Below are 25,657 nucleotides of genomic sequence, written 5' to 3' on the forward strand. Positions count from 1 at the left end.
CGTCTGGCAATCGCCAAGTTGCCCCGTGTTTGGGGCGAGGATTGCCAAATCTGGACGGCCGTTCAAGCAATTTCCGTACGGTTTCGGACATGCGTAGGCGCTTTGAGACCGGATCGGATTTTGGCTGTCAAAGGGTCAGTTCCGTTTGGCCACAGAAATTTTCGGCATCGGGGCGTCAAAGCGCTTGAAGGCGTCTCGCAGAATGCTCAGGATCATCTTACGAACGCGGCACCGCAAGCCACGTCGCCTTATGCAATGGAGCCGCGAAATGCGATACCACAAGCCAACCAGCTTTGCGGACGCGGCGGCGATTGCCGCGGCTGCCCAAGGAACCCTGCGCTTCTTGGCCGGGGGAACCGATGTTCTGGTGCAGATGCGCGCCGGCATGGTTCAGCCCGACGATCTGATTGACCTCAAGCACATCCCTGATGTGAACCAAATCACCCAAACGCCGGATGGTGGATGGCGGATTGGCATCGCCGTACCGGGCATCGTGCTGGGCGGGCATGAGGGTCTGACGCGCGACTGGCCCGGTGTGGTCGAGGGGATGAACTTGGTCGGCTCGACCCAAGTGCAGGGCCGGGCCACGCTGGCGGGGAACCTGTGCAACGGCTCGCCTGCGGCGGATTCGGTGCCGGGCATGATCGCGGCGGGGGCAAAGGTTGCGGTGACCGGGCCAAATGGCAGCCGGGAAATCCCGGTTGAGCAGATCCCGGCGGGGCCGGGGCGGATCAATCTGGCCAAGGGCGAGTTGATTTCCGCCATCCTCTTGCCGCCGCGCGGCAAGCATGGCGGAGATGCCTATCTGCGCTTTATCCCGCGCACCGAGATGGACATTGCCGTGGTGGGCTGCGCGGTCAACCTGCGGATGGACGGCGATAAAATCATTGAGGCGCGTGTGGCGCTGGGGGCAGTGGCGCCGACGGTGATCCTGTCCGAGGCAGCCGCACAGGCGATCATCGGCACCACGCTGGACGCAGCGGCGCTGCAGGCGCTGACATCTGCGGCGGAAGCTGGTGCAAAGCCGATTTCCGACAAGCGCGGCACGGCGGAATTCCGCACCGAAGTTGTGGGCGTATTGGCCCGACGGGCGGCAAAAATTGCCTATGACCGGGCGAAAGGACAAGGCAAATGACCAAGATTCATGTGACCACCACTGTCAACGGCGATCCGGCGGAATTCCTTGCCGACCCGCGCGAGACGCTTTTGGATGCGCTGCGCGACCAGCTTGGCCTGACCGGAACCAAGGAAGGCTGCGGCACGGGCGATTGCGGGGGCTGCTCTGTGGTTGTCGACGGAGTGCTGGTGTGTTCCTGCCTGATGCTCGCCGCCGAGGCGGAGGGCAAGAAGGTGGAGACCATCGAAGGCATGGCGGGCGAAGAGTTGCACCCGTTGCAGCGCCAGTTCATCGAACATGCGGCGCTGCAATGCGGGTTCTGCACGCCGGGCATCTTGGTCGCCGCCAAGGCGCTGTTAGAGCGCAACCCCGATCCGACCGATACTGAAATTCGCTATTGGCTGGCCGGGAACCTGTGCCGCTGCACCGGGTATGACAAGATCATCCGCGCCGTTCAGGACGCGGCGGCAGAGATGCGGGGGGCTGCGTGATGGCGAAGGATGAGCTCAAGTCTGGCTACAAACTGATCGGCACCCGCCCCAACCGCCCTGATGGGCTGGACAAGGTTACAGGTCGGGCACGTTATGGCGCGGATTTCTCGCTGCCCGGCATGCTTTGGGCGGCGGTCGTGCGCTCGCCCCATGCCCATGCGCGGATCAAGAGCATTGATGCATCCAAGGCGCTGGCCTTGGATGGGGTCAAGGCTGTGGTGACACGGGCCGATCTTCCCACGGGTCTTTCGGGGGAAGACCTGAACCTGCAAGACAACACGCTGGCAGGCGACAGGGTGCTTTACGACGGCCACGCGGTCGCTGCGGTTGCCGCAACCTCGGCCCTTTTGGCGCAGGACGCGGCGCGGCTGATTGCGGTGGAGTATGAGATCCTGCCGCATGTGACTGATGTTGACGCCGCGATGGCACCGGGCGCCCCGGTCATTCGCGAGGGGGTTGCCGATTACTCGGTGCCCGAGGGGATGCACCCCAACGTCGCGCGCTACATGGAGTTTGGGCATGGCGATGTGGAGGCGGGCTTTGCCGCCGCCGACATCGTGCGCGAGCACACCTACAAAACCGAAGCCACTCACCAAGGCTATATCGAGCCGCATGCCTGTGTCGGCCAGATGGGCGAGGACGGGCGCGGCGAGATGTGGGTCTGCACGCAGGGCCATTGGTACATCCGCCGCATGTGCGCCTCGGTTTTGGGGATTGAGGCGGCGAACCTGCGGGTGACGCCCTCCGAGATCGGCGGCGGTTTCGGCGGCAAGACCACGATCTTCATGGAACCCTTGGCCTTGGCGCTGTCGAAAAAGGCGGGCGGCCGTCCGGTGAAGCTGGTGATGAACCGGTCCGAAGTGCTGCGCGCGACGGGGCCGACCGCCTCGGCCTCGATGGATGTCAAGCTGGGCATGAAGCGTGATGGCACCATCACGGCAGGTCAGGTCTTTTTCCGCATGCAGGGTGGGGCCTTCGTCGGCATGTCACCGATTGGCGAAGCGCTGCCTTGCGCCTTTGCCTGCTATGACATTCCAGCCCTGAAGCACGAGGGTGTTGAGGTCATCGCGAACCGGCCAAAGGCGGCAGCCTATCGTGCACCGGGCTCGCCCATGGCGGCCTTTGCGGTGGAAAGCCTTGTTGATGAGATGTGTCGCGAGTTGAAGCTGGACCCGATTGAGGTGCGGCTGAAGAACGGCGCGCGCAATGGCTCTAAGTCGAGCTATGGCCCGGATTACAATGTCATCGGCTTGCAAGAAACGCTGGAGGCGGCCAAGGCGCATCCGAATTACAAGGTTGCGCTGGGCCCGAACCAAGGGCGGGGCGTCGCCTCGGGCTTTTGGTTCAACCATGGCGGCGAAACATCGGTGTCGCTGGCGGTGGGCGAGGATGGGACGGCAACCGTCTCGATTGGCACGCCCGATATTGGCGGCAGCCGGGCCTCGATCGGGCTGATGGTGGCCGAGTTCTTGGGCATTCCTTATGAAAACGTCCGGGTGAACGTGGTGGAAACTGGCGCGCTGGGCGTCAATGAACCCACACATGGCAGCCGGGCGACCTTTGCCAGCGGCAAGGCGGCGGTAGAGGCCGCGCGTCAGGCGGTTGGAGAGATGTGCCGCCGGGCGGCGGCGGATTGGGGCATCGACCCTGAGGCGGTGGAATGGAAAGATGGGGCCGCCCATCCCGCCGGGCCGAACGCTGGCAAGTTCCCGCCGATGTCCATCGGTGAGATTGGTGGCAAGATGGGGTCAACCGGGGGGCCGATCTCGGGTCACCATGAGGTGACGGCTGAGGGTGTTGGTGCCAGCTTTGGCACGCATGTGGTTGATGTCGAAGTTGATCCCGAGACCGGTCGAACCACGGTTTTGCGCTATCTTGTGGTGCAGGACGCGGGCACCGCGATCCACCCGGCTTATGTCGAAGGGCAATATCAGGGTGGTGCCGCGCAGGGCATCGGCTGGGCGCTGAACGAGGAATACGTCTACGGCGCCGATGGGCGGCTGCAAAACCCGATCTTCCTCGACTACCGCGTGCCGGTGGCCTCGGACCTGCCGATGATCGACACGGTGATTGTTGAAGTGCCAAACCCCGGCCACCCCTATGGCGTGCGCGGCGTGGGCGAGACGGGCATAACCCCGCCGCTGCCTGCAATTGCCGCAGCGGTTGCCGGGGCAACAGGGGCGCGGATCCGCAGCTTGCCCTTATCCCCGCCCAAGGTCTTGGCGGCGATCAAGGCGAATAAGTCGGGCAAGGCGGCCAAGACCTGATGGCCAAGGTCCATCTCTGGTCTAGCCTGCGGCGGTTCACCGATGGGCAGGAAGTGGTGGAGGTTGAGGCCGCGACCGTGGGGCAAATGCTGGATGCGCTGGAAAAAGCGCATCCCGGCCTTGCCCCTGCTATCAAGGCAGGCGTTTCGGTGGCGGTGGATGGCGAGGTGATCGCCAACAACCGCGCCGCCGCTGTCGGCCCTCAAAGCGAGGTTTACCTGCTCCAGCGCCTCAAGGGTGGTTAGGGCGCGTTGACAATGGGAGCGCCCTGTCAGCAATCGGCTGGCAGCCTCCAGCGCAAACTGCAGCTTCCTTACGGACGCCTTCCCAAGACGATCCTTGCAAGCGCGAAGCCTATCGAGAAGGCGAGCTCATCAGGGGTCAAGGCGCGGGGCGTTGGCGCAACAGGGCGTGAGCGAAGCCGTGTGGCGATCAAAAGGGCCAGAAGCAGCAGGATTAGGCCCATGAGGCCACAGGCCAGCAGCGGCCCCATAAGACGCGACAGCGCGATCAGTGCGGCCGCCACGAGCATCCCAAGACCCGCCGCAGCGAGCCCGGCGGCACCCAAAGCCCAAGCAAGGACCACAAGGCCCCTGTTCAGTCTTTGGCGGGCGGTCGCAGCCAAGCTGGCCGCAAGTTGGCGCAACACGGGCCTTAACGCCGGGTCAGTGCGCCCAAGAGCACACCCACGCCCGCCGCAAGCCCCATCGCGATGTAAGGGTTTGCTGCCACCGCGCCTTCGACGCGCATATCCGCCTCATGGCCTTTACGGCCCAAATAGTTGGCGGCTTCTGACATGCCGTCGGTCATATCCTTAGCCATATCATGGCTGCGGCGGCTGGCGATTTGCTGCACGTTATGGGCCATCTTGGCCATATCGGCGCGCATCGTTTCCATCTGCGCCATGACACTTTCGTAATCGGCGGCGATGCTTTTTGGTAGGTTGTTTTCCTGTGCCATTCTCGGGCTCCTTTGATCGGCCCCGGTCGGCAGGGGTTGCCGTCGGGATCAAAGCAGACTGTCGCGGCGAGCAAGGCGTTGCACTAACACCGGTCAGCGCCGGGGCGCATGGGCGGACATCAGCGCGCTGAATTCGCGGGCACCGGCTGACGCAGGTAAGTGCGGTTGGGTGCGAGCCCCTGCAGGGTTGATTGTGCCCAAGCCTTTGGACCCCCTGCATGACCGACGTTGAACCTCGCAAATCCACCCGCTGGCTTTGGGTCTCGGGCGGCCTTTTGGCTGTCTGTTTGGGCGTGCTCGCTTGGTGGCAGTTTGGGGCGGGAAATGCCTTTGAGGTTCGCGTCGAAACCGCAGACTTTTCCACGGTCACGCGCGTTCTGGCCGTGAACGGCAAGGTCGAGGCGCGGGCCTCGGTGCAGGTTCGATCGGCTGTGTCGGCCACAGTTTCGGACCTGTTGGTCGACGAAGGTAATCTCGCGGCCAAGGGCGATGTGCTCGCGCGGTTGGATGCCAGCCAGCAAGAGGCGATCGTGCAGCAGGCCCGCTCGGCCCTTGAGCAGGGTCGCATCAAGCAGGCCCAAGCCGCGGCCACCTATGGCCGCGACCGCGATTTGGGCGGGATCATTTCGCGGTCAAAACTCGATGACGCCAAGCTGGCACTGGAGGGGGCCGCGCAAGAGGTGGCGCGGCTGCAGGCCTTGCTGGATCAAGCGACCATTCAGTTGGATCGTTACACCGTCACCGCTCCGATGGCGGGAACTGTGATGAGCCGTACCGTCGATCCCGGCCAGTTGGTCGACCCTACGACGGCGCTTTTCACGCTCGCTGATTTGTCCGATCTGATTGTTGAGGCTGATGTGGACGAAACCTACGCCAGCCACATTGCTTATGGGCAATCGGCGACCCTGCAACTGGTTGGGCGCAGCGACACTTTGGCCGGCTCGGTGGTCTTTGTCTCGCCAAGGGTCAATTCGGCCACAGGGGGACTGGCCATCAAGATCGGGTTTGACAGGCCGATTGCGGCCCCGGTGGGGCTGACGGTGACCGCGAATATCGTGGTGGATCAGCAGAAGGCCCTGACCGTACCGCGCTCGGCGCTGATGGCGGGCGCGGTGTTTGTGCTTAGCGGCGGCAAGGCTGTGCAAACGCTGGTGACGGTCGTCGAATGGCCAGCGGCGCGGCTGATCGTGACCGATGGGCTGAACGCGGGCGATCAGGTCATTATCGACAGCACGGGCCTCAGCGACGGGTTGGCAGTCACCGTGGTGGTGCCCTGATGCTCTATGGGTTGAAAATCGCCGCGCGCTACCTGACGGCCTCCAAGGCTCAGACCGCGCTCTTGGTGGTGGGCGTCGCCGTGGGGGTGTTCATCTTTATCTTCATGTCGGCGCTGATCGGCGGTCTGGCGGAGTTCATCCTGTCGCGCACCGCAGGTGACATCAGTCACGTCACGATTGAGGCCGAGGCCACCGATCCGGCCTTGCTGATGGCCTTGCCGGGCCGCGTTTTGCTGGTGCAGGAACCGTCGACAAACACGCCTCAACTGCGCGAGGCGATCAGTTATACCCCGCTGATCGAGGCCTTGCCCGAGGTCAAGGCCGTCTCGCCCCAGATCACCGGGGCGGGGTTTTTGCGCCGTGGCACGCAGGTGTCGCAAGTGTCGATCATCGGGCTGGAGCCGGGGCGCGAATCTGCGATCAGCGATCTGGAAGGCTATCTGGTGGAGGGCGAAGTGCGCCTGCGATCGGGCGCGGTGCTTTTGGGCAAATCCCTTGTCGATGATATGGGCCTTGCGCTGGGTCAGACGATTTCGCTGGAGTCGACCGACGGCATCAAAGCCGCGCTGACCCTGACTGGACTCTACCAGATCGGCACGGGGGGCGGGCCAGACCGACGCATGGCCTATGTCAGCCTTGCGACAGCGCGCACGCTTTTTGAGATGCCCCAAGGGATCAGCCGGATTGAGATCAAGCTCTTTGATCTTTACGCCGCCGATGCGGTTGCCTTGCGGGTGGAAGGGCTGATGGGCCTTGATGCCAAATCTTGGACCGAAGATGGCGCGCAACTTCTTGAGGCGCTGAATGCGCAGGCGCAGACCGGCTATTTCCTGAAAACCTTCGCCATGATCACCATCATCATCGGTGTCGCCTCGGCGCTCTTGTTGTCCACCTATCGCAGGCGCCCCGAGATTGGGATCATGCGGGCGATGGGGGCGTCGCGGCTGTTTGTGGTCGGGGTGTTTGTCACCCAAGGGGCCTTGATCGGGGTGATGGGCGGTCTCTTGGGCGCGGGGATCGGCTATCTCGCCTTGCTGCCTTTCCCCACCCGCGATGCGTTCCGCTCGGGCACCTTGCCGATGGACATCACCCAAGGCTCTTATGGGTTGGCGATTGTGCTGACGGTTCTGGGGGCAATTGCCGCCTCCATCCTGCCTGCCCGCGCGGCCGCGCGGGTGGATCCGGTGACGGCGATTGGCCAATGACGCTGCTGACTGTCAGCGATCTGGTTAAGACCTTTGGCACCGGCGACACCGCCACCCATGTCTTGCGCGGGCTAAACCTGACCTTGGACAAGGGAGAGATGGCAGCACTTCTGGGACCCTCTGGATCCGGAAAAAGCACGTTGTTGACCATTCTGGGCACACTGATGCAGCCCACCTCGGGCGCGCATCAGATGTTGGGGGTCGATCTGATCCGCGCCTCCGATGCCGCGCTGACCACATTTCGCAACGAGCACATTGGCTTTGTCTTTCAATTCCACAACCTCTTGCCGGACTTTACCGCGCTGGAAAACGTGATCTTTCCGACCGCCATTCGCAACGGCCGCGAGACCGCAGCCGCCCGGGCGCGCGGGGCCGATCTGCTGACCCGGATGGGTCTGGCCGAACGGATCCACTTTCCCTCAGCCAACCTGTCAGGCGGACAAAAGCAGCGCGTGGCGGTGGCGCGCGCGCTGATGAACGCGCCAGAGCTGGTGCTTGCTGACGAGCCGACCGGCAATCTTGACCGCGCCTCGGCCTTGCAGGTGATGGAGTTGATCGCCCAGATCAACCGCGATGAGGGCACGACCTTTCTGATTTCCACCCATGACGAGAAGATCGCCGCGACCTGCAAGCGGCAGATCGTCGTGGGGGATGGGGTTGTGACGGGGTGAAAGCGGTGCCGCCCGGCCGGCTTCGATCCGGGATAGGTGAATAGCGGCACATCGCCCTTAAGGCACGCCGCCAGCTTGTGCAGGGCGGGCAGGGTCGCGATACAACCACGCGCGGTTCCTAATTGCTCTATGTTCAGTCTCTTTGCGCAGACTGAATTGCAAAGAAAAGTCCGAATGAATGGAGTTTGAAGCAAGCGCAATCGTTCAAAGATTTTTTCTGCCAGCATCATTGAGAACTGCTAAGAAGCTTGGCAAAGGAAAACGGCGCAAAACAATGGGGCCTGCTATGAACGTGGTGGAGAAGTCATCGACATCTTGGTTCTCTCGTCTGGGCGGGGCGTTGATGGGTGCCGTGTTCGGCTTGGTCTTGGTCATCGTGGCAATAGTCGCGCTGTTTTGGAATGAAGGCCGGTCCATTGCGACCTATAAATCGCTGAATGAAGGGCTTTCGATCGTCGTCACGACCGATGCAACCCAGATCGACCCCGCGCTTGATGGCAAATTGGTTCATATCGAAAGCGATGTGACACCTGCCTCGGATGTGATTGATGCGGATACGGGGATCACCGCATCTGGGGCGATTGGAATTTCAAGAAATGTTGAGATGTACCAATGGGTTGAAACCCAGAGTAGCACAACTGAGAAAAAGCTGGGTGGCGGCGAAGAAACCATAACAACCTATAGCTACTCCACGGAATGGAGCGGATCCGCCCAAGATTCATCGGCGTTCAAGGAACCTCAAGGGCATGAGAACCCTGATTTCTGGCTGCCCTCTTCGGAAACCTTGGTGGATACGGCGCAATTGGGTGCTTTTAGCGTGGCGGGCTTGCAGATCGCCTCGGTTGGCATGCGCGAAGTGTTGCCGATCACCGATGACGCAGCTGCCAAAGCCTCTACGGCTTTGGGCTATCCAGGCGAGGGCAGATCAGTGATGCAGGCGCTGTATTTCGGTGCCGATGAAAACGCACCGCAGATCGGCGATACAAAGGTCAGCTTTGAAAAGATTGTTCTGCCCGAAGTCAGTATCGTCGGCATGCAAAACGGCGATAGCCTGACGGATTATACCACCCAGAATGGATATAGCTTGTTCCTTTTGGCGGCAGGGCGTGAACCCTCGGCCAAAATGTTCGCCGATAGTCAGGCCAATAACGGCGTGTTGACTTGGGTCATTCGTGCGTCAGGGGTATTGGCGTTGTTTGTTGGAATTGGCTTGATCTTGCGGATTTTTAGCGTGATCGGCGACGTTATCCCGTTTGTGGGGTCCTTGATCGCATTTGGGACGGGTTTGATTTCCTTTGCTATGGCGTTGGCCGTCGGTGCGATTGTTATTGCGATTGGCTGGTTTGCTGTGCGACCGCTCCTGTCGCTTGGGCTCATCGTGGGCGTCGCAGCGATCTTTTGGGCCTATTCGAAGTATGGCCGCAAAAAACCAACCGTGCCTGCAGCATGATTGACTGGCCCAAGTGTCGTGCGGCGTTTTGGGGTTCCTCTGCGGTCTAGGCGTGCCTACCGTCGTGGGATGCGGCGTGGTGCCGGCCCTTCAGCTTGTGAGCAACTCTCATATCTTGGTCCCTTGAAGCACGTGGGACCGGGACAAGGAGTTCGGTACCGCTCTGGCAAATGGTGGGGCGGCCATCGACCAATGCGACAGCACTCCGCGCCAGTAAGGCACTTCGACCCCGTTGATGATCCAGGCGACTTGACCGGCAAAGGGGATCCAGCGGCCCTGTTGCTGGCGATAGTCGGAAAACTCACCCCGCCAAGGTGTTGGAAGGTGAGGCGCTTTGGCCGATCGGGGGCGATCCCGCGCAGTTGAGCTGGCGACCCGGCCATCGGCGTTCAGCGCAAAGACCACCTCGGCCTGCATGGCGGCAGGTCCGCAGCGAACCGCCAGTTGGTTTGCCTCCATCACCTGCCAAGTTAAGCCGCGATTGTGCAAAATCGCATCGGGGGCAAAGGGCAATTCCGCCAGATATCGCAGCATTTCGCCCTTGGTCAGCGCCACAGAGGGTGCGCTGCGCACCAAGGGGATCAGCCCCAGCGCTGTCACGTCCAGCTGGCCTCGCCCTGCCTTCAGGGCATCCGTGACCGACAGATAGCCAAAGGGCGAGAACCGCGCATGCCAGTCAAAGGCGCAGGAGGTCACGGCTATGGTCTGACGCGCCGAAAACCGGTGCCAGCGCTGAGAGGCCAGTGACAGCTTCATCTCCCCGGTCTGTCTTAGAACGCTGTGCCCCGTCACGCGCGACGGATCAGCCCCAAGGCGCAAGGCCAGAGCGCGGACTTCGTTTGGCAAGGTCATTTCAGCCCCCGGGCAGTCGGTGATCCTTCGTCGATCATGTCCTTGCGCGCCGCCTCCATCACGGCGGCGGTGGTTGCGCTGGGGCTTGGCACCTCTACCGCCACCTTGATGGGTTCGATCAGGTGATCGGCATGGTTGGGCGGGGCGTAGAGTGTGGTGACGTGCAACCGCTTCTTGCCGATGTTGGTCAGGTTGTGCCGCACCCCGGCCGGCACGACAAAGGCATCGCCAGCCCCAACTTTGACCTTGGCCTGACCTATCCGGATGCGGCCTTTGCCTTTTTCAATGCGAAAGAACTGATCATGTGTTGCGTGGATTTCCGACCCAATCTCTTGGTCCGGTTTCAGGGCCATGATCACCAATTGCAGGCGCATCGTGGTGTAGAGCACGCGGCGAAAGTCCTTGTTGGCTTTGGTGAGGCGGTCGAGAGGGGCGACGAATCCTTGCATCTGGGCCTCCGGGCTGTGCTGCAACCAACCTAGGCGGGTGCAGCCGGACCTGTGCTGATCGAGGTTAGGTCGGACCAGAGTTCTTTCGTACCCAACGGCTCTGCATCGGCGAAAGCGGGTCTGGGCCCCCGGACTTCTGCTGTGGGTCGCAGAAAACTTCGATCAAGGGCGGCTGATCCAGATTAGCGCAGAGCGCAAGCGAGTGGCGCAAGGTGGTGGAAGATCGGCTCTGGATACCCCGGGGCCGCGCCGGGCCCAGAGGGGCCACGATAAGGAACCCTGCCATGATCTTGAAAGCAACAGCTCTGACCCTGACCACCGCACTTGCCCTTGCAGGCTGCACCTACAACACCGGCGCGCCGAACCGGCCCGTCAACGGCGTCTTGCTGGGGGCCACGACCGGCGCGGTCTTGGGCAATATCGTTGGCGATGACACGCGTTCGACCGTGATTGGAGGCGTGCTGGGCGGTGTGATTGGGGGGGCGATTGGCGAAAACATGGCCCGACAGGAACGTGAGCTGAACCAGCAGCTTGCCGGATCTGGCGCGCGCATCACCAACACCGGCAGCCAGTTGCGAGTCATCTTGCCCGAAGATGTGACCTTCCCCACCGGATCCTCGGTGGTGAACCCCAGTTTCCGCCCGGCCCTGCGCGAAGTGGCGCGCTCTTTGCGCGCGCATCCCAACTCCACTGTGCGGGTTGTGGGACATACCGACAACGTCGGATCCATGGCCTATAACCAGCAACTGAGTGTGGACCGTGCCCTCTCGGTGGCGCGGATCCTGATTGCGGATGGTGTTCCTGCCTCGCGCATCACCTATTCAGGCCGCGGCTATGCCGAACCGATCACCACAAACGCCACGGCGAATGGCCGCGCGATGAACCGTCGGGTTGAAGTGATCATCACGCCCACCGGTTAAGTCCGACAAACTCCTGCCCGCCGCACCCCGGCGGGCAGTTTGCCTTTGAAAGACCTGTTTCATGCCCGCACAGACCCCGCCCAAAGGCTGGCGCTTTCCCAACGCCTTTACGATCCTGATCGTGCTGATCATTGCGGTCGCGGCCCTGACATGGATCATCCCGTCTGGCCAATACACGCGCGTGCCCTCTGAGGCGCTGGGCAAGGATGTGCCCGTCGCTGGCACCTACGCCCTGACGCCGGGCAATCCCCAAGGCTTTGTCGATGTGATCTTGGCCCCGATCGCGGGGTTTTACGACCCCGACAGCTATGCCGCCAACGCGATTGATGTCGCATTGTTCGTCCTGATCATCGGCGGGTTCATCGGGGTGGTCACCGCGACGGGCGCAATCGATGCGGGCATCCGCCGTGCGATGGTCCGGCTGAAGGGGCGCGAGATGTGGATGATCCCCATCCTCATGGCGCTGTTCGCCCTGGGCGGGACGACCTACGGGATGGCCGAAGAAACGCTGGCGTTTTATGGCCTGTTGATCCCTGTGATGATCGCGGCCGGATATGACGCGCTGGTGGCGGTTGCGGTGATCCTCTTGGGTGCGGGGATTGGCGTTCTGGGATCGACCATCAATGCCTTTTCCACCGTGATCGCCTCGGATGCCGCTGGGATCAGCTTTGCCGACGGGCTGTGGCTGCGGCTGGTGATCTTGGCGCTGACATGGGCGGCAGCGGTGGCTTGGGTCATGCGCTATGCGGCACGGGTCAAGGCCGATCCGTCGCGGTCTTTGGTCCATGATCTGAAGGCTGCGAATGAGGCGCATTTCGGGGCAGGGGCATCGGATGAAGCGTTCACCGGCCTGCATCAGATCGTGCTGATCCTCTTTGCCGCCACCTTCGCCGTGATGATCTGGGGCGTCTCGGTCGGTGGGTGGTGGATGGCGCAGATGTCTGGACTGTTCCTGTTTGCCGCCATTGTCATCGGCATCGTCGGGCGGCTAGGAGAGCCGCGGCTGGTTGAAGCATTCCTTGCGGGTGCACGGGATCTGTTGGGGGTGGCGCTGATCATCGGGCTGGCGCGGGGCATCGTTGTGGTGATGGACGCGGGCCAGATCACTGACACCATCCTGCACAGCGCCGAGGTCACTGTGGCCGACCTGCCGGGGGCTGCGTTCATCAGCATGATCTATCTGGTTGAACTGGGGCTGTCGTTCTTTGTGCCTTCCACCTCGGGGCTGGCGGTGTTGTCCATGCCAATCCTTGCGCCGGTGGCGGACTTTGCGGAGGTGCCCCGCAGTCTGGTCGTCACCGCCTTTGCCACCGCCTCGGGCTGGGTGAACCTCATCACCCCCACTTCGGCGGTTGTCATGGGGGGGCTGGCCATCGGCCGGGTGCCGTATCAGCGCTGGCTGCGTTTTGTTTGGCCGCTTTTGCTGGTGCTGACGGTCATCGTGATGGGCGCGCTGACCCTTGCCACCCTGATCTAGGACAGTCCCATGCCCCCCACATATGGCGTTCATTCCGAAGCAGGGCAGTTGCGCCGTGTCATGGTGCATGCCCCGGGCCGCGAGATGGCGCGGCTGACCCCCGCCAACCGCGAGGCCTTGCTATTTGACGACGTGCTCTGGGTCAAACAGGCGCGGGTGGATCACATGACCTTTGTCGATGCCCTGCGCGAGCGGGGGGTTGAGGTGGTGATCTTCCGCGACCTCTTGGTCGAAACGCTGGCCAACCCGCAGGCGCGTGATTGGGTGCTGGCCAAGCGGATCAGCGAAGATACCGTGGGTGTCGGTCTGGCCGAAGACCTGCGGGCTTGGGCGACAGAGGCCCCGCCCGAGGAGCTGGCCGATATCCTGATCGGCGGCATGAACCGGGCGGAATTGCCGATTCCGGCGGCAGGCGTCGTGGCCCCCATGCTGGGACCGCAGGATTTTCTACTGGCCCCATTGCCGAACCAGATCTTCACCCGCGACACCACCTGCTGGATTTACGGCGGTGTCACACTAAACCCGATGTTCTGGCCCGCGCGGCGGTGGGAGACGCTCAACGCAGCCGCCGTCTACCGTTTTCACCCCGATTTCGCCGGGGCGGCGCAGGTGTGGTATGGCGATCCGATGGTGGACCATGGCGCGGCGAACCTGGAGGGCGGCGATGTCATGCCCATTGGCAACCGCGCGGTTCTGGTCGGTATGGGTGAACGCACCACGCCGCAGGCAGTGGGGCAACTGGCCCGTGCGCTGTTTCAGGGCGGTGAGGTGGACCGCGTCATCGCCTGTCAGTTCCCGCGCGACCGTTCGGCCATGCATCTGGACACCGTGTTCACCTTTTGCGACCGCGATCTGGTGACAGTCTTTGCCGAGGTGACCGACGCCATTCAAACCTACACCCTGCGCCCCGAAGGCGAGGGTGGCGTCTGGGTGGAAACTGAAACCAAGCCGTTCCTTGATGTTGTCGCCCTCGCCTTGGGGCTGAAATTCCTGCGCACCATCCCGACGGGCGGCAACGCCTATGAATCCCAGCGCGAACAATGGGATGATGCGAACAACCTTCTGTGCCTTAGCCCCGGCGTGGTGATCGGTTATGACCGCAACACCCATTCCAACACCCTTTTGCGCAAGGCAGGGGTTGAGGTCATCACCATTCCCGGCAGTGAGCTTGGCCGGGGCAGGGGCGGGTCGCATTGCATGTCCTGCCCGCTGATCCGCGATCCTTTGTGAAAGGTCATTCCGATGCCCGCCAATCTGCACGGCAGCAGCTTTCTCAAGCTTTTGGATTTTGCACCCGCCGACATTCACATGCTGTTGACCCTGTCGCGTGAGCTCAAGGCTGCCAAGCACGCGGGGACCGAGCGCCCGCGCCTTGCGGGCAAGAACATTGCACTGATCTTCGAGAAAGACAGCACCCGCACACGTGCCGGGTTCGAGGTGGCCGCCCATGACCAAGGCGCGCATGTCACCTATCTGGGGCCATCGGGAAGCCATATCGGCCATAAGGAAAGCATTGCCGACACCGCCCGCGTGTTGGGCCGGATGTTTGATGCCATTGAATACCGGGGGTTCAGCCAAGAGAATGTCGAGGTTCTCGCGCGCCTGTCCGGGGTTCCGGTCTTTAACGGGCTGACCGATGATTTTCACCCGACGCAGGTGCTGGCCGATCTGTTGACCATGCGCGAGCACAGCCCCAAGCATTTTCTGGACATGTCGCTGTGCTATCTTGGAGATGCCAGTGGCAATATGGCGGCATCCCTCATGGCGGGGGCGGCGTTGATGGGCATCGACATTCGCCTCTGCGCCCCGCGCGGGTTGTGGCCTGATGTGGGGCTGCTGGAGCAATGCGAAGCCTTGGCCAGCCGCACTGGGGCCAAGATCACCGCGACCGATGACCAAGGCGCGGTTCGGGGCTGTGATTTTCTTTACACCGATGTTTGGGTCAGCATGGGAGAGCCAGACAGCGTCTGGGCCGAGCGTATCAAGGTGCTGACGCCCTACCGCGTGACGGCTGCGCTCATGCAAGCCACAGGCAACCCGCATACCAAGTTTCTGCACTGCCTGCCCGCCTTTCACAACCTTGCCACCGAGGTAGGCAAATCCATGCACACCGCGCATGGCATCGACTGCATGGAGGTGACCGACGAAGTGTTCGAAAGTCCGGCCTCGGTGGTCTTCGATCAAGCGGAAAACCGGATGCACACGATCAAGGCGGTTTTGGTCGCCACTTTGGGGGGTTGAATGCGCATCGTGGTGGCTTTGGGCGGCAATGCGCTGTTGCGGCGCGGCGAGCCGATGACGCCCGAGGCGCAGCATACCAATGTGCGGGTTGCCGCACAGGCGCTGGCCGATCTGGCGCACGATCATCAGATCATCGTGGCCCATGGCAACGGCCCGCAGGTTGGGCTGATGGCGCTGCAGGCGGCGGCCTATGCCCCGCAAAGCCCGTGGCCCTTGGATATCTTGGGTGCCGAAACCGAAGGCATGATCGGCTATCTCATCGAACAAGAGCTGGTGAACGCTTTGCCCGCGGGGGCCAATTGCGCCACGCTCCTGACGCGGGTGGAGGTGGATCGCGACGATCCTGCCTTTCTGACCCCGACGAAGCCAATCGGCCCGGTTTATACGGCGAAAGAAGCCAAGGCGCTGCAGGCCAATCACGACTGGCCCATGACGGATGCGGGCCATGGCAAGCTGCGCCGGGTTGTGCCCTCGCCCTTGCCACGGACCATTCTCGGCCTTCATGCCATTCGCCTCTTGGTCAATGGTGGGGTCTGCGTGATCTGCGCTGGTGGTGGCGGAATTCCGGTCATGCGCAAGGCCGCAGGCGGCATGGAAGGGGTTGAGGCGGTGATCGACAAGGACCGCACCGCCGCGCTTTTGGCGATGGAACTGCAGGCTGACGTGCTGCTGATGCTGACCGATGTCGCGGCGATCTTCGCCGATTGGGGTCAGCCCAGCCAACGCGCGCTGGACGACATCACGCCCGAGGCGCTTGAGGCGTTCAGCTTTGACGCAGGCTCTATGGGGCCAAAGGTGGCCAGCGCTTGCAGCTTTGTGCGCGCCGGTGGAACCATGGCGGGGGTCGGCCGCCTGACCGATGCACGTGCCATCGTTGAAGGCCGTGCGGGCACCCGCATTTCCAACACAAGCGCGCCGAATCTGCCGCTCTGATCGGCGGTTCATCGCCGGTTTCGGTCAAGGATTTCCCGGCCCCAGCATCACGCAAACCTGTATCAGTGTGCCGCCCTGACGACTCGGGCATCGTTGGTCATGAACGGCGAATACCCGCCGTTCATTCAAATCTCAGATCCTGTATTCCGTTGAAATACCTTTGCTTTCCAATTCCTTGTTGCGCAAGGGACCTTGGCGGCATGCGGGAACTGGCTGCTGAAAGGAACCATCATGACCACCAGTTTCACCACCACGGTCGACAAGATGAAATCCGTCAAGGCCGCTTGGGACAAAGCCCCGGCTGGACCCAAGAAGGAAAAGGCCCTGACCCATTACCAGGCAGCGGAAAAGGCACAGACGGCGAAGAATGACGCCGAATGCCTGAAAGAGCTGGATGCGGCCACCCACGCGCTGGCTTAAGCCACGCCTCGCCCCTCCGGGTCTTTTCGTCCCGGAGGGGCACCCGCCCTAGGTTAGCAAGGGTCCGTCATGATCCAGATAGCCGCGATCAAAAGAGCAAAACTCAATCATTGCGTCGTAGTCGTCAAAGGTGACGCGCCCCTTTTGAAAGGTCACCAGCCCCTCCTCGCGCAATTCGCGCAGCACCCGGTTGACGTGAACCGCGCTTAGACCCAGGGCATCGGCCAAAAGGTATTGTGACAAGGGGCAGTCAAACCCCTTTTTGTCTGCTGCGCCGATCAGCCGCAACCGGGCGCCAAGCTCTAACAGGAAATGCGCCATGCGTTCGGTGGCCGATCGTCGGCCCAGATCGACAAGGTGCTCCACCACCATCGCCTCATCCCGCGACGCGGCCCACAAAACCGCCGTGGCCAGCCGGGGATTGTTGGCAAAGGCATCGAGCAAATCACGGCGTTTGACCTCTGAGGCCTGAACGGCCGTGATCGGCTCGACATTGTGGTCCGACGTGCGGAACAACACCGACCGCAGACCAAGAAAATCACCCGGAATCTGAAAATCCACGATCTGCCGTGATCCACTGGGCAGAATCTTGTAAGAATAGGCCCAGCCCGATGCCAAGACATAGGCGCATTGGTCCGATTGACCTTGATGAATCATGTCCATACCCGCCGCAAATCTGCGCCGCCGTCCATAAAGCTCTGACATGACGGAAAGATCATGGTGCGACAGGCGCACAAATGCCGCCAGCTTGCGCGCGAACGGGCTGTCTTGAATGGCAAGTTCCGCAGTGAGCTCGCGCATGGTTCACATCTCCTGAGGGCGTTGAGCGGATGTCCGCAGCGCCCCGGCAGTGTCCGACGAAAGAGCGCGTGGAAAGCTGACCCATATCAGCGCATGGCCAGATTGATCTGCAATGATGAAGCGCAAGACCCACGACAAAGATCACACCCGACCACCCCCGGAAGAAAGTCGAAACCAGATGTCAGGATTGCCCGATATTGCCGGAACTGCCGCCCTTGCGATTTGCGAGTCGCTCCTCTTGGCGCTGAACGATCACAAGATCCTGCCGGAACGCGAGATCATGGGCGTGTTGAAGGATGCCGCCTCAACCCACGAAAACGCTCCGCCGGGTGAAGGCACCCATGCGATGCACAAAGCTGTGGCTGAGCTGATCCACAAGATCATCGACGGCGGAAATTCGGTCCGCCGTCTCTGAGATTAAATCCGCCCGGTCACCAAAAGGACCACAAGGATGATCAAGACAACCCCAAGCGTCCCGCTGGGCAGATAACCCCAATTGGCACTGTGCGGCCAATTGGGGAGCGCGCCAATCAGCATCAGAATGAGAACGACGATCAGAATGTTGGTCAACATGAGAGAAGTTTTCCTTTACGTGGATGCGCCTAGGCCTTGAGCGTGAAAGCGTCTGAATGCAGGCCAAAGGTCCGCGCAGCAGACAAATGACCCAGTGATCCAATGCTAGACCTCAGGCATCGCCCTGCACTAACCCAAGGCAGTACAAAGCTCTTTTGCGTGTGGGAGCGCCACATGCGACGGCTAATCTGGGGGCGACTGGTTTGTGACTGACGAGAACACCTTGCGGCATGGCCGAGGAGATTAAGTCAGCTGCTTCATGATGCGCCCCAAGGTTGGTCGCCACCTAGGCGCCAGGCCAACACCTCCAGGGATTACACCAGCGCAAGCGCACCGTCCGCTACGCAAGCTAAGTTCTGGTCGGAGGCTTGGCGCAGATCTTGTGACGGGGGTCAGCTGGGAAAATGCGGCGTTCTGGGCCGCGTCTTCGACCGCTCCACGCTGTCCAGAAAGGCCCCGCGCGGCAAACGCCTTTCACCACCTCAGCCCGATGGTTGACTGCCATCAATGCCCTGCCGCCTGTCCCTGCGCTAGCTAGAGGAGCGGCCGTTTGTGGCCATTCGCCAGCCTCAAAAACCCAAACGGCGTGAAACCAAAATGAACCCTATGGCTGCCGCCCCGACACTGGACCTGCCCGCTTTGGAGCCTGATGACTTCATGCATCGGATGCGCCAAGCCGTTGGGTTACCCTGTGTGGTTGGCGGGCTGTTTCGCCCTGAGAGCGGCCGCCTAGATGGGCTGCGAATGGCCGCGGCCCAAGGCCTTGGTCGTGATCAGGCCGAAGACCTTGTGCGCCGCGCCACGGCACGGGCCGCGGTTCACGCAAGGCTGCAGGACGGCCCGCGGGGCCAAGGGAAGGGCCCGGCGACGAATGCGCCGGTCTGGTATGGCGAGGCAGGAATGCTCATCGGGATAGGCGCTTTGGACGACGGTCGCTGGCCCGTCTTGGCCTGCCGCCCTCCCACGACCCGCCCCCGCGCCGAGCTTGAGCCGCTTTTGGGCCTTGGTCTTGCCTATTTGGCGCAGATCCGGCCGGGGTCGGCTGATCTTGCACCTGTCCATCCTGAACAGGCCGCCCAAGCGACTCTGCGTATGCTGTCCATCGGCTGCATCATTCTGGATGCACAGGGCCGGGTGGTTCACGACGGCTGCGGCGAAGAGGCCAAACGTTCCGGACCTTTGCGAGTGATCCAAGGCAAGCTGTCGCTACCGCGCGAGGCGGATCGCGCCGCGCTGCGTAAGGCGGTTGCAGATGCCGTGTCGGACCGTCAACGCCTGTCCATCGTGCCTTTGGCCAATGAGACCGGTCAGGTCAGTCTGGTGGCCGTCACCCCGCTTCGCCAGCCGGGAGGGGCTCGCATGGCGTTGGTGCTGTTTGATACCCGCCAGACCGACCATGGCGCCCTGCGGCTGCATTTCTTCAAGGCGCATGCCTTGACCCGGTCGGAAAGCCTGATTGCCTGCGAGGTGCTGAACGGCAAGACCCCCACCGAAATGGCGCAATCCACGGGCCTGTCTTTGGCGACCGTGCGCAGCTATCTCAAGCAGATCATGGCCAAAACCAACACGCATCGGCAAAGCGAGTTGGTGGCGCTGTATTACTCTTGCATCATCCCGGTCGCGCCAGCTTTTGCCGCCGATGCCGCCCTGGGGCTCCCTTCCGCCTAATCTGATCCGCGCAGCCCGATGTAAAGCGCCCCTCGGGGCGGTCGTCGCGTTTGGCCCCATGCCGACCGTCGACGCGACCCGCGACTTATCCCAAGGTCGCGCATGAATCAGGGCGCCCCTTGCGGGGCGCCCCTTTCAACTGCTTGCAGGGGGGATGCTGTTATTCTGCCAGCAGGTTGACGTGGAGCATGCCATTCGACACCCAGACGTTGGCATCATCTTCGACGAACATGTCGGCGATCCGTGCCTCGGTGGTCGAGATGGTGGTGTTGCCCACCCGGTCATCATCCAGATCGAAGATGCAGCCTTTGACCATCACATGATCCGGCTTGCAGACCGCAACCGCCTGATCAGGCTCGCAGGTGAAGGGCGTGATGCACTTGTCCTCAAAGGTGATGATCCCTTTGCCATCGCCGTCGATGCCGGGCTTGGTCAGGAACTCGATCAAGGCCGACGGGTCGAAGAACGGGTCGGTCGGGTCAATGCCTTCCAACTCGGCCACCAAGCCCACGATCAACACCGTGCCACCAAGGCTGGAGCTGATCAGCACATCGCGGTTCCCATTGACCAGTGTGGCCGAGAGCGTGCCCTCAAAGGCGGTGTGGAAGATCACGCGATCTTCTTGGTCAGCGTCAAAGTCGGTGATCACGTCATGGCCGATCACCTTGTTGACAACTTCGCAGACACCATCGCCATTGCGGTCGATGCCATGGCCAAAGACGAAGTTGTCGCCATCGGCACCGCCGGTCAGCACGTCATTGCCTTCGTCGCCGACCAAGCAGTCGCCATCCTTGCCGCCGAAGAGTGAGTCATTGCCAAGCCCGCCGACCAAAAGGTCGCTGCCACCACCACTCTGACCGGTGTCGCCGCGCAAGACGTCATCGCCTTCGGCTCCCATCAGGAAGTCATTGCCAAGGCCGCCGTCCATGATGTCATTGCCCGCACCGCCGTTCAGCTTGTCGTGGCCACTGTCGCCATAAAGAACGTCACGCCCGGCCCCGCCCGACACGCAATCGTCGCCATCGCCGCCGTACAACCAGTCGTTCCCGTCATCCCCAGCGATCAGGTCATCGCCCGCGTCGCCATAAATGCGGTCAGCCCCCATGTTGCCACGGATATGGTCGTTACCATTGCCGCCCGACATCCAGTCATCGCCATCATTGCCGGCCAGCGTGTCATTGCCGTCCTGACCGCAGATTTTGTCGTTGCCAGCATCGCCGCTGACAATGTCGTCATCTTCACCGGCATAGATCGTGTCATTGCCGGTGCCGCCCGAGATCGTGTCGCTCGCCTCGTCAACGGTCATCTGACCATCGGCATTGTCGCCATAGATCAGGTCATTGCCATCGCCGCCCGACAGACAGTCAGCGTTGTCATTGCCTTCCATGACGTCATCACCGGCGCCGCCGAACACCTTATCGTCGTCTGCGCCGCCTTGCAGGTTGTCGTTTCCGGCATCGCCGTGCAGATGATCGCGGCCGCGCTGACCCAAGATGGCGTCATCGCCGCTGCCACCATAGAGGGTGTCATGCCCATCAAAGCCGCGGATCGTATCTTCGTCCGAGCCGCCAAAGGCGATGTCGTCGCCGGTGCCTGCGTTGATGTAATCCGCCCCAGCGTTGCCGGCGATGATGTCATTGCCCGCGTCGCCATAAAGCGCGTCGTCGCCTGCGCCACCGGTCATCTTGTCATGGCCATTACCGCCAAACATGACATCGTCGCCGCCTTGACCTGCCATGCAGTCGTCGCCGTCGCCGCCCATAAGGCGATCATCGTTTGACCCGCCCAAGACGATGTCATTGCCGGTGCCGCCATTGCCCCAGTCATCACCCTGACCGCCGATCAACAGGTCGTCCTCGCTGCCGCCATCCATCTTGTCATCGCCTGCGCCGCCAGCCAGCACATCAGACCCGCTGCCACCGGTCAGCTCGTCATTGCCACCGGGCGCGCCGAGTTCGTCGCCCAAAAGGATGTCATTGCCGGTGCCACCGAACAGATAATCACCACCGCCACCGCCGCGCAGGAAATCATGTCCCGCGTCGCCCACAATGGTGTTGGCGTTGTTGTTGCCCGCGATGTGATCATTGCCGGCAAGACCACGGCCTTTGTTGACGCCGGGGATGTCTTTGAAATCGCCGTTGTCCGTGCCGGGCGTGCCACCAAGCCAAGTTCCCCCGGCGATTGCGGCCCATGCGGCGGATTGAGTTTTCATGACGGTCATGATCGTCTCCATAAATGGTTGTTTCAAAATACCTTTGCCGATTGTCCGGCGCATATGCGCCTGACCACTTCGGATCCCGACACAAACGGTCTGGACAGGGTCAATTTGGTCACCAGAGCCGACTCGCAGATACCCTCATATGGGGGGGCTTGGAAAATTTTATTCGATTTTGAAAGGGTGCAGTCCTGTGCTTTGGTAAAATCACGCGCGCGCCGCGCAAAACTGATGATAGGCTGGATTTCTTCTCAGGGACGCATTCCGAGCGGAGCGACAAACCCCGACCCGCTGGCATGGGCAGATCTGCAAGGCGATGGGCTGCGATCGACCCATTTCGCCAGGTTCTGGCTCAGGCCGGCCTGCAAGATGACTGTAAAAAATATGAACTCTATCATATGGATAGCAGAACTTCGCCCGGCATGTCTGCAGCCGACCTCGATACATCTGGACAGAGGCCAAACCCTGAACGGGTTCGGCCTATCAGGAAAACCGCATCGGACCTGCCGAGTTTTAAGACCCCTCCCGCATGGCGGTATTCAGGAACCGTGTCAGCGGCCGTAAAAGATAAGTCAGCGGGCTATATTCTCCGGTTCGCATAAACGTATCGACCGGCATTCCCGGTAAAATCACCTGACCCTCTGACAGCTTTTGCAACTCGGTTTCCGACAGTTCCACTTCGGCGCGGTAAAATGCAGCACCGGTTTCGGCCTCGGAATAGGTGTCCGGTGAAACCTGTCGCACGCGGCCAATCAGGTCTGGTGTCTCGCGCATGTCGAAGGAGGGGAACCGCACGATCACCTCTTGGCCGGAATGCACCTTGTTGACATGCAGCGGGCTGACCCGGGATTCGATCAGCAAGGGGCGGTCGGTGGGCAGGATGAAAAGGACGGGTTCGGCCGGTTTCAGAACCGACCATTCCCCCGCCATCCGCACATCATAGACGACCCCGGTCAATGGCGCGCGGATGTCCATCCGCTCCAACCGTGTCAGCAGCGCTGCGCGGCGCTCTTCAAGGTCCAACTCCGTCACCTTCAGGTCGCGCAGCGTGGTGATCGCCTCTTCGCGCCGCTGGCCGTGCAACTGCAACCGCTCGATCTCGATCTCGGCGATCCGCTCCATCGCTTGGGCGCGCTGGGCCTTGGCCTCGCCAATGGCCCCGGCCAGTCGCGCCGCCTCGCGTCGCAGGTTCAAGACCCGGCTGCCCTGCGCCAGGCCCTTTTCCAAGAGCCCCTGCTGCCCGCGCAACTCCTCTTCGGTCAGGGCGATCTGGCTGGTCAAGGCGGCGCTGATCGCGTCAATCCCGGCCACTTGATTGGTCAGCTGCAGCTTTTGGTTTTCCAACTGGGTCGTGGCCTGCTCTAGGCTGTCGCGCCGGGCTTGGAACAACGCCTCTTGCCCGGCACCAAGCTCGGCCATCGCCGGATCGGTCTTGCCCGCTGCCACCAGTTCCGGATCAATGGTGATCTGATCCGCCCCATCACGCTCGGCGGCAAGGCGTCCGCGTCGGGCGATCACCTCGTAAAGCTGGTTCTCGACCATCCCCAGTTCCGACTGCGCCAGTGTCGGGTCAAGCCGCACCAGCACATCGCCCTGGCTCACCCGCGCGCCCTCTTTGACCAAGACCTCGGCCACGACGCCGCCATCGGGGTGCTGCACCGCTTGCCGGTTGCTCTCTACGATCACCCGACCGGCTGCCACCACAGCCCCGTCGATCATCGCATAGGTCGCCCATGTGCCAAGGCCAATCACCAAAGCCGCCAGCGCCAGCACCCCCACGAAGATGGGTTTGCGGCGTGAGGGCAGTTCCCCCTCGGTCCGCTCGGGCGCGGTCATGCCAGACCCCCGGCCGATTTTCGGATGACCTGCACGTTCTGCAGCATCTCCGACATCACTTGGTCGCGCGGTCCCCAAGCCTTGCATAGCCCATCCTCCAGCACCAACAGCTTGTCGCATTCCTTGATGGCCGAGGGCCGGTGCGCCATGATCAACACCGCATTGCCCGCCGCCTTCATCGCCCCCACCGCCCGGTTCAGCGCCAGAGAACCGTCGTTGTCGAGGTTGGCGTTTGGCTCATCCAAGATCAGGAGCACCGGATCGCTGTAAAGCGCCCGCGCCAGACCAATCCGCTGGATCTGACCGCCTGAAAGCTGCGTGCCCACGGCCTGCACGCGGGTGTTGTAGCCATCGCTCAGCTTGAGGATCATCTCATGCGCATCGGCGCGGCGGGCGGCCTCCATCACGCGGGTCGCGTCAAGGGTCTGGGACAGCCGGGCGATGTTTTCGGCCACCGTGCCATCGAACAGGGCCACATGTTGGGGCAGATAGCCGATATAGTTGGCCAGCGCCTCGGGGTCGTATTGGTCCAGCGCCGCCCCATCCAGCGTGATCTTGCCCGCCTGCAGCGGCCAGACCCCCGTCAGACAGCGCGCCAGCGTCGATTTGCCCGCGCCACTTGGCCCGATCACCCCGATCGCCTCGCCGGGCTTGATCGCGAAGCTCAGGTTCTTCAGGGTTGCGGCGGTGCCCCGTGGCGGCATCGCCGAAATCCCCTGCACCTCAAGCCGCGCCTTGGGCCGGGGCAGATCGACCACGTCGCGGTCGGGCGGGACCTCTTCCAAAAGCGCGCCGATGTTGTCCCAACCGCGCTTGGCGCGCTGCACCATCGACCACTGGCTGACCAGCGTTTCCACCGGCTGGAGTGCCCGCGCCATCAGGATCGATGAGGCGATCATCACCCCCGGCGCAATCTCGCCGCGCAGCACAAGCCATGCGCCAAGCCCCAACATGCCCGATTGCAGGAACAATCGCAGCGTGCGCGACACGGTCGAATAGGTCGCCCCAACCCCGGTTGCCCGCACCGACATGGCCAGCGCTTTGCGCCGCGCCTTTAGCCATTTTTCAAAGGCATTGGACTGCATCCCCAAACTGCGGATCGTCTCGGCCTCATCGCGCAGCTGGTCGGCAAACCGGTCCGAGACATAGCCCGACACCGCCGCCTTGACGCTGTAGGCTTGGGTTGAAAACTGGTTCATCGCCGCCGTCAGCGCCAAAAGCAGACCGCCCACCACGGCAAAGATGCCGATCCAAGGGTGGAAGAGCCCCAAGCCGATCAGAAACACGGGCGTCCAAGGGACATCAAACAGCGAGGCAAAGACGGGGGAGGCATAGAACCGATTGACCGCCTCAAGATCCTTCAACTGCTGGCCTGCAGCGGTCTTTTCGTCCACCCGCGCATCCCGCACCGAGCGTTTGAGAATGGCGTCGAACACCCGGCGGTCCAGCTTGGCCTGAAATTCTGCCCCAAGCCGCGTCAAGAGATGCCCGCGCGCCCAGTCAAGCACCCCCATGATGGCGAACAGAAACGCCATCACCATAACCAACGCCAGCAAAGTCGCCTCGGACCGCGCCGACAGCACCCGGTCATAGGTTTGCAACATGAACAAGGGACCGGTCAGCATCAACAGGTTCATGAACATGCTGAAGAGACCCACCGTCAGCACCGTGCCGCGCAGCTTACGGCGCACCTCTTGCAGTTCCGCGAGCCCTTCGCTGTGTTCCCGTGCCATAGACAAACCTTTCCCAGACTGCTGGCGGTTTCCGCCTTGGTTGCACCATGCCGGGCCCGATCTGGTCGGGCATTGACGGCCAACAATGCCCTTCGCCCTTC

The 25,657-nt window shown here is 62.1% G+C and carries 24 protein-coding genes; 16 read left to right on the plus strand and 8 right to left on the minus strand.

The window, feature by feature from the left end; genetic code table 11:
• Nucleotides 1-268 precede the first annotated feature (268 nt).
• The 4 genes from AC72UB_RS11405 to AC72UB_RS11420 are packed head-to-tail and all read left to right on the plus strand — an operon-like array spanning nt 269 to nt 4,120.
• Nucleotides 269-1,135 (plus strand): FAD binding domain-containing protein, encoded by an 867-nt coding sequence (locus AC72UB_RS11405; protein ID WP_505189892.1) that lies wholly within the window; start codon nt 269-271, stop codon nt 1,133-1,135.
• Nucleotides 1,132-1,608, plus strand: a complete 477-nt coding sequence (locus AC72UB_RS11410) for a (2Fe-2S)-binding protein (RefSeq protein ID WP_505189893.1) — start codon at nt 1,132-1,134, stop codon at nt 1,606-1,608. The genes AC72UB_RS11405 and AC72UB_RS11410 overlap by 4 nt, the downstream gene beginning before the upstream one ends.
• On the plus strand, nt 1,608-3,875 hold the full coding sequence (locus tag AC72UB_RS11415) for a xanthine dehydrogenase family protein molybdopterin-binding subunit (RefSeq protein WP_505189894.1): 2,268 nt from the start codon (nt 1,608-1,610) through the stop codon (nt 3,873-3,875). Before AC72UB_RS11410 ends, AC72UB_RS11415 begins: the two co-directional genes overlap by 1 nt.
• Entirely contained in the window at nt 3,875-4,120 is a 246-nt protein-coding gene (locus AC72UB_RS11420) for a MoaD/ThiS family protein (protein ID WP_463289724.1), read from the plus strand. Before AC72UB_RS11415 ends, AC72UB_RS11420 begins: the two co-directional genes overlap by 1 nt.
• Nucleotides 4,121-4,529: 409 nt before the next feature.
• Here the strand turns inward: AC72UB_RS11420 and AC72UB_RS11425 are convergent, their stop codons facing one another.
• Nucleotides 4,530-4,835, minus strand: a complete 306-nt coding sequence (locus tag AC72UB_RS11425) for a glycine zipper domain-containing protein (protein ID WP_463289725.1) — start codon at nt 4,833-4,835, stop codon at nt 4,530-4,532.
• 218 nt (nt 4,836-5,053) lie between these two features.
• On the opposite strand from AC72UB_RS11425, the gene AC72UB_RS11430 reads away from it, so the two are divergent.
• The 4 genes from AC72UB_RS11430 to AC72UB_RS11445 all read left to right on the plus strand — a co-directional run bounded on the left by AC72UB_RS11430 (nt 5,054) and on the right by AC72UB_RS11445 (nt 9,438).
• The gene (locus AC72UB_RS11430) at nt 5,054-6,112 is read left to right on the plus strand and encodes an efflux RND transporter periplasmic adaptor subunit (RefSeq protein WP_505189895.1); all 1,059 of its coding nucleotides are present in this window, start codon (nt 5,054-5,056) and stop codon (nt 6,110-6,112) included.
• Nucleotides 6,112-7,317, plus strand: coding sequence for an ABC transporter permease (locus AC72UB_RS11435; protein WP_505189896.1), 1,206 nt, complete (start codon nt 6,112-6,114; stop codon nt 7,315-7,317). The genes AC72UB_RS11430 and AC72UB_RS11435 overlap by 1 nt, the downstream gene beginning before the upstream one ends.
• A complete protein-coding gene (locus AC72UB_RS11440) occupies nt 7,314-7,988 on the plus strand; it encodes an ABC transporter ATP-binding protein (RefSeq protein WP_505189897.1) in 675 nt (224 codons plus the stop codon). The genes AC72UB_RS11435 and AC72UB_RS11440 overlap by 4 nt, the downstream gene beginning before the upstream one ends.
• A gap of 178 nt (nt 7,989-8,166) precedes the next feature.
• Nucleotides 8,167-9,438, plus strand: a complete 1,272-nt coding sequence (locus tag AC72UB_RS11445) for a TMEM43 family protein (protein ID WP_505189898.1) — start codon at nt 8,167-8,169, stop codon at nt 9,436-9,438.
• Nucleotides 9,439-9,546: 108 nt separating this feature from the next.
• Here AC72UB_RS11445 and AC72UB_RS11450 read toward each other — a convergent pair whose 3' ends face one another.
• Nucleotides 9,547-10,290: a DUF6544 family protein gene (locus AC72UB_RS11450; protein WP_505189899.1), complete on the minus strand. Its 744-nt coding sequence runs from the start codon at nt 10,288-10,290 to the stop codon at nt 9,547-9,549.
• Complete coding sequence (locus AC72UB_RS11455) at nt 10,287-10,739, minus strand: cupin domain-containing protein (protein ID WP_505189900.1); 453 nt, start codon at nt 10,737-10,739, stop codon at nt 10,287-10,289. Before AC72UB_RS11455 ends, AC72UB_RS11450 begins: the two co-directional genes overlap by 4 nt.
• A gap of 284 nt (nt 10,740-11,023) precedes the next feature.
• Here AC72UB_RS11455 and AC72UB_RS11460 point away from each other — a divergent pair, with 284 nt between their 5' ends.
• From AC72UB_RS11460 to AC72UB_RS11485, 6 genes are all read left to right on the plus strand, one after another.
• Nucleotides 11,024-11,659 carry a YiaD family glycine zipper/OmpA-like lipoprotein gene (locus AC72UB_RS11460; protein WP_505189901.1) on the plus strand — a complete coding sequence of 212 codons (636 nt, stop codon included), beginning with the start codon at nt 11,024-11,026 and terminating at the stop codon, nt 11,657-11,659.
• A 61-nt stretch (nt 11,660-11,720) separates the two neighbouring features.
• Entirely contained in the window at nt 11,721-13,136 is a 1,416-nt protein-coding gene (locus tag AC72UB_RS11465; RefSeq protein ID WP_505189902.1) for a YfcC family protein, read from the plus strand.
• Nucleotides 13,137-13,145: 9 nt separating this feature from the next.
• Nucleotides 13,146-14,366 (plus strand): arginine deiminase, encoded by a 1,221-nt coding sequence (locus tag AC72UB_RS11470; protein ID WP_505189903.1) that lies wholly within the window; start codon nt 13,146-13,148, stop codon nt 14,364-14,366.
• 12 nt (nt 14,367-14,378) lie between these two features.
• Nucleotides 14,379-15,377: an ornithine carbamoyltransferase gene (argF, locus tag AC72UB_RS11475; RefSeq protein WP_505189904.1), complete on the plus strand. Its 999-nt coding sequence runs from the start codon at nt 14,379-14,381 to the stop codon at nt 15,375-15,377.
• A complete protein-coding gene (gene arcC, locus AC72UB_RS11480; protein WP_505189905.1) occupies nt 15,378-16,310 on the plus strand; it encodes a carbamate kinase in 933 nt (310 codons plus the stop codon). It begins immediately after the preceding gene.
• A 231-nt stretch (nt 16,311-16,541) separates the two neighbouring features.
• Entirely contained in the window at nt 16,542-16,730 is a 189-nt protein-coding gene (locus AC72UB_RS11485) for a hypothetical protein (RefSeq protein WP_505189906.1), read from the plus strand.
• Between the two features lie 48 nt (nt 16,731-16,778).
• Here the strand turns inward: AC72UB_RS11485 and AC72UB_RS11490 are convergent, their stop codons facing one another.
• A complete protein-coding gene (locus tag AC72UB_RS11490) occupies nt 16,779-17,531 on the minus strand; it encodes a Crp/Fnr family transcriptional regulator (RefSeq protein WP_463289739.1) in 753 nt (250 codons plus the stop codon).
• Nucleotides 17,532-17,709: 178 nt separating this feature from the next.
• Here AC72UB_RS11490 and AC72UB_RS11495 point away from each other — a divergent pair, with 178 nt between their 5' ends.
• Entirely contained in the window at nt 17,710-17,946 is a 237-nt protein-coding gene (locus AC72UB_RS11495; RefSeq protein WP_505189907.1) for a hypothetical protein, read from the plus strand.
• A gap of 2 nt (nt 17,947-17,948) precedes the next feature.
• On the opposite strand, the gene AC72UB_RS11500 is transcribed toward AC72UB_RS11495, so the two are convergent.
• Nucleotides 17,949-18,104 carry a DUF3309 domain-containing protein gene (locus tag AC72UB_RS11500; protein WP_505189908.1) on the minus strand — a complete coding sequence of 52 codons (156 nt, stop codon included), beginning with the start codon at nt 18,102-18,104 and terminating at the stop codon, nt 17,949-17,951.
• Between the two features lie 744 nt (nt 18,105-18,848).
• Between AC72UB_RS11500 and AC72UB_RS11505 the strand changes: the two genes are divergently transcribed.
• Nucleotides 18,849-19,772, plus strand: coding sequence for a helix-turn-helix transcriptional regulator (locus AC72UB_RS11505; RefSeq protein WP_505189909.1), 924 nt, complete (start codon nt 18,849-18,851; stop codon nt 19,770-19,772).
• A 160-nt stretch (nt 19,773-19,932) separates the two neighbouring features.
• Here the strand turns inward: AC72UB_RS11505 and AC72UB_RS11510 are convergent, their stop codons facing one another.
• From AC72UB_RS11510 to AC72UB_RS11520, 3 genes are all read right to left on the minus strand, one after another.
• On the minus strand, nt 19,933-21,993 hold the full coding sequence (locus AC72UB_RS11510; protein ID WP_505189910.1) for a calcium-binding protein: 2,061 nt from the start codon (nt 21,991-21,993) through the stop codon (nt 19,933-19,935).
• A gap of 507 nt (nt 21,994-22,500) precedes the next feature.
• A complete protein-coding gene (locus AC72UB_RS11515; protein ID WP_505189911.1) occupies nt 22,501-23,823 on the minus strand; it encodes an HlyD family type I secretion periplasmic adaptor subunit in 1,323 nt (440 codons plus the stop codon).
• Nucleotides 23,820-25,556 carry a type I secretion system permease/ATPase gene (locus AC72UB_RS11520; RefSeq protein ID WP_505189912.1) on the minus strand — a complete coding sequence of 579 codons (1,737 nt, stop codon included), beginning with the start codon at nt 25,554-25,556 and terminating at the stop codon, nt 23,820-23,822. Before AC72UB_RS11520 ends, AC72UB_RS11515 begins: the two co-directional genes overlap by 4 nt.
• Nucleotides 25,557-25,657: the final 101 nt, after the last annotated feature.

Source organism: Allotabrizicola aquatica (SeqCode) (assembly GCF_965194375.1).
In the GTDB taxonomy this organism is placed as follows: domain Bacteria; phylum Pseudomonadota; class Alphaproteobacteria; order Rhodobacterales; family Rhodobacteraceae; genus Tabrizicola_A; species Tabrizicola_A aquatica.

What these genes read in the sequence shown, in the direction of transcription:
- AC72UB_RS11405 (WP_505189892.1), top strand. Translation starts at nt 269, where the DNA reads ATGCGATACCACAAGCCAACCAGCTTTGCGGACGCGGCGGCGATTGCC.
- AC72UB_RS11410 (WP_505189893.1), top strand. Translation starts at nt 1,132, where the DNA reads ATGACCAAGATTCATGTGACCACCACTGTCAACGGCGATCCGGCGGAA.
- AC72UB_RS11415 (WP_505189894.1), top strand. Translation starts at nt 1,608, where the DNA reads ATGGCGAAGGATGAGCTCAAGTCTGGCTACAAACTGATCGGCACCCGC.
- AC72UB_RS11420 (WP_463289724.1), top strand. Translation starts at nt 3,875, where the DNA reads ATGGCCAAGGTCCATCTCTGGTCTAGCCTGCGGCGGTTCACCGATGGG.
- AC72UB_RS11425 (WP_463289725.1), bottom strand. Translation starts at nt 4,835, where the DNA reads ATGGCACAGGAAAACAACCTACCAAAAAGCATCGCCGCCGATTACGAA.
- AC72UB_RS11430 (WP_505189895.1), top strand. Translation starts at nt 5,054, where the DNA reads ATGACCGACGTTGAACCTCGCAAATCCACCCGCTGGCTTTGGGTCTCG.
- AC72UB_RS11435 (WP_505189896.1), top strand. Translation starts at nt 6,112, where the DNA reads ATGCTCTATGGGTTGAAAATCGCCGCGCGCTACCTGACGGCCTCCAAG.
- AC72UB_RS11440 (WP_505189897.1), top strand. Translation starts at nt 7,314, where the DNA reads ATGACGCTGCTGACTGTCAGCGATCTGGTTAAGACCTTTGGCACCGGC.
- AC72UB_RS11445 (WP_505189898.1), top strand. Translation starts at nt 8,167, where the DNA reads ATGGAGTTTGAAGCAAGCGCAATCGTTCAAAGATTTTTTCTGCCAGCA.
- AC72UB_RS11450 (WP_505189899.1), bottom strand. Translation starts at nt 10,290, where the DNA reads ATGACCTTGCCAAACGAAGTCCGCGCTCTGGCCTTGCGCCTTGGGGCT.
- AC72UB_RS11455 (WP_505189900.1), bottom strand. Translation starts at nt 10,739, where the DNA reads ATGCAAGGATTCGTCGCCCCTCTCGACCGCCTCACCAAAGCCAACAAG.
- AC72UB_RS11460 (WP_505189901.1), top strand. Translation starts at nt 11,024, where the DNA reads ATGATCTTGAAAGCAACAGCTCTGACCCTGACCACCGCACTTGCCCTT.
- AC72UB_RS11465 (WP_505189902.1), top strand. Translation starts at nt 11,721, where the DNA reads ATGCCCGCACAGACCCCGCCCAAAGGCTGGCGCTTTCCCAACGCCTTT.
- AC72UB_RS11470 (WP_505189903.1), top strand. Translation starts at nt 13,146, where the DNA reads ATGCCCCCCACATATGGCGTTCATTCCGAAGCAGGGCAGTTGCGCCGT.
- argF (WP_505189904.1), top strand. Translation starts at nt 14,379, where the DNA reads ATGCCCGCCAATCTGCACGGCAGCAGCTTTCTCAAGCTTTTGGATTTT.
- arcC (WP_505189905.1), top strand. Translation starts at nt 15,378, where the DNA reads ATGCGCATCGTGGTGGCTTTGGGCGGCAATGCGCTGTTGCGGCGCGGC.
- AC72UB_RS11485 (WP_505189906.1), top strand. Translation starts at nt 16,542, where the DNA reads ATGACCACCAGTTTCACCACCACGGTCGACAAGATGAAATCCGTCAAG.
- AC72UB_RS11490 (WP_463289739.1), bottom strand. Translation starts at nt 17,531, where the DNA reads ATGCGCGAGCTCACTGCGGAACTTGCCATTCAAGACAGCCCGTTCGCG.
- AC72UB_RS11495 (WP_505189907.1), top strand. Translation starts at nt 17,710, where the DNA reads ATGTCAGGATTGCCCGATATTGCCGGAACTGCCGCCCTTGCGATTTGC.
- AC72UB_RS11500 (WP_505189908.1), bottom strand. Translation starts at nt 18,104, where the DNA reads ATGTTGACCAACATTCTGATCGTCGTTCTCATTCTGATGCTGATTGGC.
- AC72UB_RS11505 (WP_505189909.1), top strand. Translation starts at nt 18,849, where the DNA reads ATGGCCGCGGCCCAAGGCCTTGGTCGTGATCAGGCCGAAGACCTTGTG.
- AC72UB_RS11510 (WP_505189910.1), bottom strand. Translation starts at nt 21,993, where the DNA reads ATGACCGTCATGAAAACTCAATCCGCCGCATGGGCCGCAATCGCCGGG.
- AC72UB_RS11515 (WP_505189911.1), bottom strand. Translation starts at nt 23,823, where the DNA reads ATGACCGCGCCCGAGCGGACCGAGGGGGAACTGCCCTCACGCCGCAAA.
- AC72UB_RS11520 (WP_505189912.1), bottom strand. Translation starts at nt 25,556, where the DNA reads ATGGCACGGGAACACAGCGAAGGGCTCGCGGAACTGCAAGAGGTGCGC.